Consider the following 6,989-nt stretch of genomic DNA (forward strand, 5'->3'; position numbering starts at 1 on the left):
AGACGAGCTGGTCCGCCGCGCCGATACGGACGATTTTCGGTGCCTCCGTAATCCGGACGTCGACCGACTGGTTCACCTGAGCGGCCGCCAGCCCCGAACCGCCAAGCGCCGATAATGTCAAAACAAGAAGCTTTATCCGCATCTTCGGCTCCCTCATCCCGATCCTTGCCCCCGTCCGGTTATCAGCTCGGGCAGGGGACGTCATCCGGAAGACGGACCGGCTCGACGCAAGCCTTTGCCGCGGACAAGAATATCTGGGGGTCGCGGGGGTAGAATTGCCGCCAAACTTGTGCTTAGGCGGCGCCGATCATCTCCCCGCTCCAGAGTCGAAAGGCCCGGCAGACCTCATGAACATCCACGAATATCAGGCGAAAGAACTGCTCGCGAAATTTGGCGTCGCCATCCCCAAGGGCATCGCCGCGATGAGCGTCGAGGAAGCCGTCGCCGCGGCGAAGCAGCTTCCCGGGCCGCTCTATGTCGTGAAATCGCAGATCCATGCGGGTGGCCGCGGCAAGGGCAAGTTCAAGGAACTCGGCCCCGACGCGAAAGGCGGCGTCCGTCTCGCCAAGACCCTCGAGGAAGTCGAAGCGCATGCCAAGGACATGCTTGGCAACACGCTGGTGACGATCCAGACCGGCGAGCATGGCAAGCAGGTCAACCGCCTCTACATCACCGACGGTGCCGACATTAAGCAGGAATTCTACCTCGCCCTGCTCGTCGACCGCGCCACCAGCCGCATCGCGGTCGTCGCCTCGACCGAGGGCGGGATGGACATCGAAACCGTCGCGCACAACACGCCCGACAAGATCCACACGATCACCATCGATCCCGCGACGGGCCTGCAGCCGCATCATGGCCGCAGCGTTGCCGCCGCGCTCGAACTCGAAGGCGATCTTGCCAAGCAGGCGGCAAAGGTCCTCGCCGGCCTCTACGACGCGTTCCTCGCGACCGACGCCGAACAGATCGAAATCAACCCGCTCGCGGTCTGCGAAGGTGCGAACGGCGACGAACTGCTCGTCCTCGATGCCAAATTGGGCTTCGACGGCAATGCGATGTTCCGCCACAAGGATATCGCCGAATTGCGCGACCTGACCGAGGAAGATCCGGCCGAGGTCGAAGCGTCGGAATATGACCTCGCCTACATCAAGCTCGACGGCAACATCGGCTGCATGGTGAACGGCGCCGGGCTCGCGATGGCGACGATGGACATCATCAAGCTGAACGGCGAATTCCCGGCCAACTTCCTCGACGTCGGCGGCGGCGCATCGAAGGAAAAGGTGACCGCGGCGTTCAAGATCATCCTCAAGGACCCCGCCGTGAAGGGTATTCTCGTGAACATCTTCGGCGGCATCATGAAGTGCGACATCATCGCCGACGGCATCGTCGCCGCGGCGAAGGAAGTGAACCTGTCGGTCCCGCTCGTCGTCCGCCTCGAAGGCACGAACGTCCAGCAGGGCAAGGACATCCTCGCCAATTCGGGCCTGCCGATCGTTGCGGCCAACGATCTGGGCGACGCGGCAAAGAAAATCGTCGCCGAGGTCAACAAGGCGGCGTGACGGAGAATTGCCTCTCCCTTCGGGGAGGCGGCAAGGCCTGCCGGCGGTGCCGGCGGGTCGCAATGGTGAGGGCGGCGATGTCGGACCCTCACCAGCCCGCGCCCTGACAGGCCGGGTCTTCCCGATCCTCCCCAAGGAAAGAGGGAAAGGGACTGCTGGTTGACGTTTACGTAAAGCGTAACTATGACGCAGTGCACAATTTTTGAGAGGAGCTTTAAAGCCCATGAAAATCCTCGTCCCCGTGAAGCGGGTGCTCGATTACAACGTCAAGCCGCGGGTGAAGGCCGACGGCACCGGCGTTGATCTTGCCAATGTGAAGATGTCGATGAACCCGTTCGACGAGATCGGCGTCGAAGAAGCGATTCGCCTGAAGGAAAAGGGCGTCGCGACCGAGATCGTCGCCGTGTCTGTCGGCCCGGCAAAGGCGCAGGAAACGCTGCGCACCGCGCTCGCGATGGGCGCCGACCGCGCGATCCTCGTGCAGACCGACGATGCCGTCGAACCGCTCGCGCTCGCGAAAATCTTCAAGGCGATCGCCGACGTCGAACAGCCGGGTCTGGTGATCCTGGGCAAGCAGGCGATCGACGACGACAACAACCAGACCGGCCAGATGCTCGCCGCGCTGACCGGCTGGGCGCAGGGCACCTTTGCCAGCGCGGTCAATGTCGATGGCGATCATGTCAATGTGACCCGCGAAGTCGACGGCGGCCTCGAAACGGTGAAGCTGAAGCTTCCCGCGATCGTCACCACCGACCTCCGTCTGAACGAGCCGCGTTACGCCTCGCTGCCGAACATCATGAAGGCGAAGTCGAAGCCGCTCGATACCAAGACCCCTGCCGACTACGGCGTCGACACCGCCCCGCGCGTGAAGGTGGTCAAGGTCAGCGAACCCGCCGCCCGCTCGGCCGGGATCAAGGTCGCCGACGTCGATGAACTGGTTGCCAAGCTCAAAGCGCTCGGCGTCCACAGCTAAGATATTCCACCCCCGTTCGCCCTGAGCTTGTCGAAGGGCCGTTCTTTTTCGGGAACGTCGAAAGAAAGGGCAGGGCTTCGACAGGCTCAGCCCGAACGGATTAGAGGGAAGTATAGATATGAAAACTCTGGTTTGGGTCGAACATGACGGCAAGGCCGTCAAGGACGCCACGCTCGCGGTGGTCACCGCCGCGTCGAAGCTCGGTGAAGTCCACCTCCTCGTCGCCGGGATCGGCGTCGATGCGGTCGCCAAGGAAGCCGCCGGTATCGCCGGCGTCGGCAAGGTGCATGTCGCGGACAACGCCGCCTTCGGTCACAATCTGCCCGAAAATGTCGCGCCGCTCGTTGCCGACCTGATGGGCAGCCACGACGCGTTCCTCGCGCCCGCGACGACCACCGGCAAGAATATCGCGCCGCGCGTCGCAGCCTTGCTCGACGTCATGCAGATTTCGGAAATCCTGTCGGTCGAGGGTCCGAAGACCTTCACCCGCCCGATCTATGCCGGCAACGCGATCGCGACCGTCGAATCGTCGGATGCCAAGCTGGTCCTGACCGTGCGCGGTACGGCGTTCGACAAGGCCGCGACCTCGGGCGGTTCGGGCACGGTCGAAGCTGTGGGCAGCGGCGGCGATGCCGGCATCTCGAGCTTCGTCGGCGCCGAAATCGCCAAATCGGAGCGTCCCGAGCTCACCTCGGCGAAGATCATCGTGTCGGGCGGCCGCGCGCTGGGCTCATCCGAGAAATATGAAGAGGTCATCGTGCCCCTCGCCGACAAGCTCGGCGCCGCGCTCGGTGCTTCGCGCGCCGCGGTCGATGCGGGCTATGTCCCCAACGACTATCAGGTCGGCCAGACCGGCAAGATCGTTGCGCCGCAGGTCTATTTCGCGATCGGCATCTCGGGCGCGATCCAGCATCTCGCGGGCATGAAGGATTCGAAGACGATCGTCGCGATCAACAAGGACGAGGACGCCCCGATCTTCCAGATCGCCGACTTCGGCCTCGTCGCCGATCTGTTCAACGCCGTTCCCGAACTGACCGGGAAGATCTAGGCGGCAGCCGTCATGGCCGGCGATCATCCCGGGGTGCCAGGCCTTGGCGACGCGCCGTTCAACGCCGGCGGGCGCCGGGCGACCCGGAACGACGAACATCACGAAGCGGTCGAGGGCGACGACGCCCTCGACCGCTCGTTGATTCTGGCGAGCGTTGCGCGCGACGCGCGGCTCGACAGGAAATTCCTGCTGCTGATCATTCTCGCGGCGATGATTGCGACGCTCGGCCTGCTGCAAAGCTCGACCGCGGTGGTGATCGGCGCGATGCTCGTGTCGCCGCTGATGGGCCCGATCATGGGGCTTGGCTTCGGTCTTGCGACGATCGAGAGCAATCTGATCAAGCGTTCACTGGTGACGCTCGCCGCGGGGATGGCGGTTGCGATTCTCGTCGCGATGCTGATCATCTGGCTGTCACCGATCAAGGACGTCACGCCTGAACTGCGCGCGCGGACCCAGCCGACCCTGCTCGACCTTGGCGTTGCGGTGGTCGGCGGAATCGCGGGCGTCTATGCGATCATGCGCAAGCTGTCGGGGGTGATGGTCGGGGTCGCGATCGCGACCGCGCTGGTGCCGCCGCTCTCGACCGTCGCCTTCGGGCTGGTCACCGGCCGGATGGATTTCGCGCTCGGCGCCGCGCTGCTCTTCCTGACCAACACGCTCGCCATCGCCTTCGCGGCGACGATCGTCGCGCGGCTCAATCATTTCGGTCCGTCGCTGACGCGTCAGCACACCGCGCTGCAGGTGACGGGCATCGTCGTCGCGCTCGGCGTCCTGTCGATCCCGCTCGCGCTGTCGCTCAACGGCATCGCGCGTGAGGTCCGCGCGCGCTCGATCGTGCAGTCCGAACTGAACCGCCTGCTCGGCGAGGGCGACCGGGTCGACAGCCTCAATGTGCGGATCGAGAATGACGAGGTCGCGGTCGACGGCGTCGTGCTCGTCGATCAATATGCATCGCGGCTCAACGACGAGCTCGCCGCCAAGGTGCGCCGCGAGCTCGACCGCGCCGCCCGCGTCAATGTCGTCCAGTTGCGCCAACAGACCAACGCTGCGGTGCAGTTCGAGGAACAGTTGAACCAGCGCATCGCGACACTCGAACAGCGCGACAACGACAGCCGCGTGATCCTTGCCGGGCTGACCGTCGGTGAACTGCTGCCGCGCGAGCGCGTGTTGGTCGACGGACAGGCACGCCGCGTGATCGTCCAGCGCGACCGCGAAGCCGAAGGCGAACAGGTTGCGGCCGCGATCGACCGCATCATCGCTTCGGTGCAGGCAGGACACCCGCAATGGCTGATCCAGAACGGAAGCCTGAGCGTGCCGGAGCCCGTGACCGCCGAATAGCCGCAGACCTATTCACGCGCTCTGCAGTTGACGCACAGCGGCGGACCCGGTGAGATGTCCCCGAACCGGCGATCATCGGCCGGACAGGGAGAACATGATGCGGGCAACGGCAATCGCCTTGGCGATCCTCTCGGCGGGGGCCGCGTTCACGCTCTCCGCGCCGCCCGCGCTGGCGCAAGCCGCACCGTCCGAAAAGCTCAGGATCGACAAGACGCGGATCGACGCGGTGCTCAAGGCAATGATCGCCGACGGCCGCGCTGCCGGCACCTCGGCGCTGATCTGGCAGGACGGACGCGAGGTCTATTTCGGTACCGCCGGCATGGCCGATCGCGGCGCGAAACGCCCGATGCGCCGAGACACGATCGCGCAAATCTATTCGATGACCAAGCCGGTGACCGGCGTCGCGCTGATGCAGCTTTGGGAGGCTGGCAAATTCCACCTCGACGACCCGCTGTCGAAATATCTCCCCGAATATGCGAACATGCGTGTCTATGCGGGCCAGGATGCCGCCAGCCAGCCGCGCTATGTGGCGGCGGAGCGGCCGATCACGGTGCGCGACATCCTGCGCCACACCGCGGGCTTTGCTTATGGCACCGGCCCGACACCCGCGCACGACGCCTATGTCGCCGCGGATCCGCTGGCGCTTTCCATCCCCCTCGCCGAAGCCAGCCGCCGGCTCGCGGGAGTCCCGCTGCTGTTTCAGCCGGGCACGCAGTGGGAATACAGCATCGCGGTCGACGTGCAGGCGGCGCTCGTCGAGAAGCTCTCGGGCCGGCCCTTCGCCGATTACGTCCGCGCGCATATCTTCGAGCCGCTGAAAATGACCGACACCGCGTGGCGCCAGCCCGATACGAAGCTGCCGCGCTTCGCGGCGATGAATGTGAAGAAGGACGGCAAGCTCGTCCAGCAGGCGGCCGCCGAAGCGCAGACGCTCAATTTCCGCGATAATGCATTGACTCCCGGCGGCTTCGGCCTCGCCTCGACGCTCGACGACTATCAGCGCTTTGCGCGCATGTTGGTGAACAAGGGCGAACTCGATGGCGTGCGCATCCTGAAACCTTCGACCGTGAAGCTGATGGCGACCGATCAGCTCGATCCCGCGATCGCCGCGCGCGCGTGGCTCCCCGGCAAGGGGGCGGTCGGTTTCGGCTTCGACTTCGCGGTCCGCAAATCGCCGCCGCAGACGCCCGAGGAAAATCGCGGCGCCACGGGAGAGTTTTTCTGGGACGGCATGGCCTCGACTCTCTTCTGGGTCGATCCCGCCAACAAGCTGACCGCGGTCTTCTTCGTCCAGACCATTCCCTACGACGGCACGCTCCACCGCGATTTCCGCGCCGCGGTCTATGGTCCGGGCTATAAGGGGCCAGCGGGCGATTGACCTGCCTGATCCTGCTTGTCTCCCGTCTTCCGAAGCTTATCATCGCGCCGATGAAACTCCGTCATGCCGTTCTGACCGCGGGCATTCTCTGGTCAAATCCCGGCGGGGCCCCCGCTGCCCTCGCAAACGAGCGTACGGGTGAAAATCGATGGGAAGTCGATTATGGGGCCAATTCGTGCCGGCTGATCCGGCATTTCGCGCATGCAGGAAAAACCTATCGCCTGGAAGTCAGCCAGAATCTGGCTTTCGGGGGCCAGGGTTGGGTCCTTTATGGCACGGCGCTCCCGGTCTACACGTCGGCGGCTTCGATCGAAATCGAACCCGGCCCTGAATCCCGCACCCTCCGTTTCAATATCCTGTCCTTTGTGAATCGCGAGAGCGAGGAAAAAGCGATCCGGTGGGAGGATACCGACGGTGTTCTTCTGGGCGCGCTGCGTGACGATCGGCCGTTGCGTATCACCGCCCCCGGGAGGCTCGATATCGCTATCGGGTTGCCCAAGGTTGGCGAGGCAATCAAGGCATTGGAAAAATGCGAGAATGACCTTGTCGCGAGCTGGGGTTTCGATGCCGCTCAGTTCCGCTCGCTGGCCGATCGGGCGCAGCCTTCGGGGAATCCGGGGCGGTGGGTCACCACCGACGATTATCCGCGTGCCGATGCCGCGAACCGGAACGAGGGCATGACCATGTTTCTGCTGA

At 64.5% G+C, this 6,989-nt stretch carries 5 protein-coding genes and 1 pseudogene; all 6 read left to right on the forward strand.

The genetic code is table 11. The features are described 5' to 3' along the window. Positions 1 to 347 precede the first annotated feature (347 nt). Positions 348 to 1,556 carry an ADP-forming succinate--CoA ligase subunit beta gene (gene sucC, locus VGD20_RS11705; protein ID WP_331134614.1) on the forward strand — a complete coding sequence of 403 codons (1,209 nt, stop codon included), beginning with the start codon at positions 348 to 350 and terminating at the stop codon, positions 1,554 to 1,556. A 223-nt stretch (positions 1,557 to 1,779) separates the two neighbouring features. Further along, on the forward strand, positions 1,780 to 2,529 hold the full coding sequence (locus VGD20_RS11710; protein ID WP_331134615.1) for an electron transfer flavoprotein subunit beta/FixA family protein: 750 nt from the start codon (positions 1,780 to 1,782) through the stop codon (positions 2,527 to 2,529). 118 nt (positions 2,530 to 2,647) lie between these two features. Beyond that, a complete protein-coding gene (locus VGD20_RS11715; RefSeq protein WP_331134616.1) occupies positions 2,648 to 3,577 on the forward strand; it encodes an electron transfer flavoprotein subunit alpha/FixB family protein in 930 nt (309 codons plus the stop codon). A gap of 12 nt (positions 3,578 to 3,589) precedes the next feature. Then, positions 3,590 to 4,915, forward strand: coding sequence for a DUF389 domain-containing protein (locus VGD20_RS11720; RefSeq protein WP_331134617.1), 1,326 nt, complete (start codon positions 3,590 to 3,592; stop codon positions 4,913 to 4,915). A 94-nt stretch (positions 4,916 to 5,009) separates the two neighbouring features. Beyond that, positions 5,010 to 6,293: a serine hydrolase domain-containing protein gene (locus VGD20_RS11725; RefSeq protein ID WP_331134618.1), complete on the forward strand. Its 1,284-nt coding sequence runs from the start codon at positions 5,010 to 5,012 to the stop codon at positions 6,291 to 6,293. Positions 6,294 to 6,343: 50 nt separating this feature from the next. Continuing rightward, positions 6,344 to 6,989 (forward strand): annotated as a pseudogene (locus VGD20_RS11730) (hypothetical protein); the annotation flags it as partial.

Source organism: Sphingopyxis sp., assembly GCF_036402335.1.
Taxonomy (GTDB): domain Bacteria; phylum Pseudomonadota; class Alphaproteobacteria; order Sphingomonadales; family Sphingomonadaceae; genus Sphingopyxis.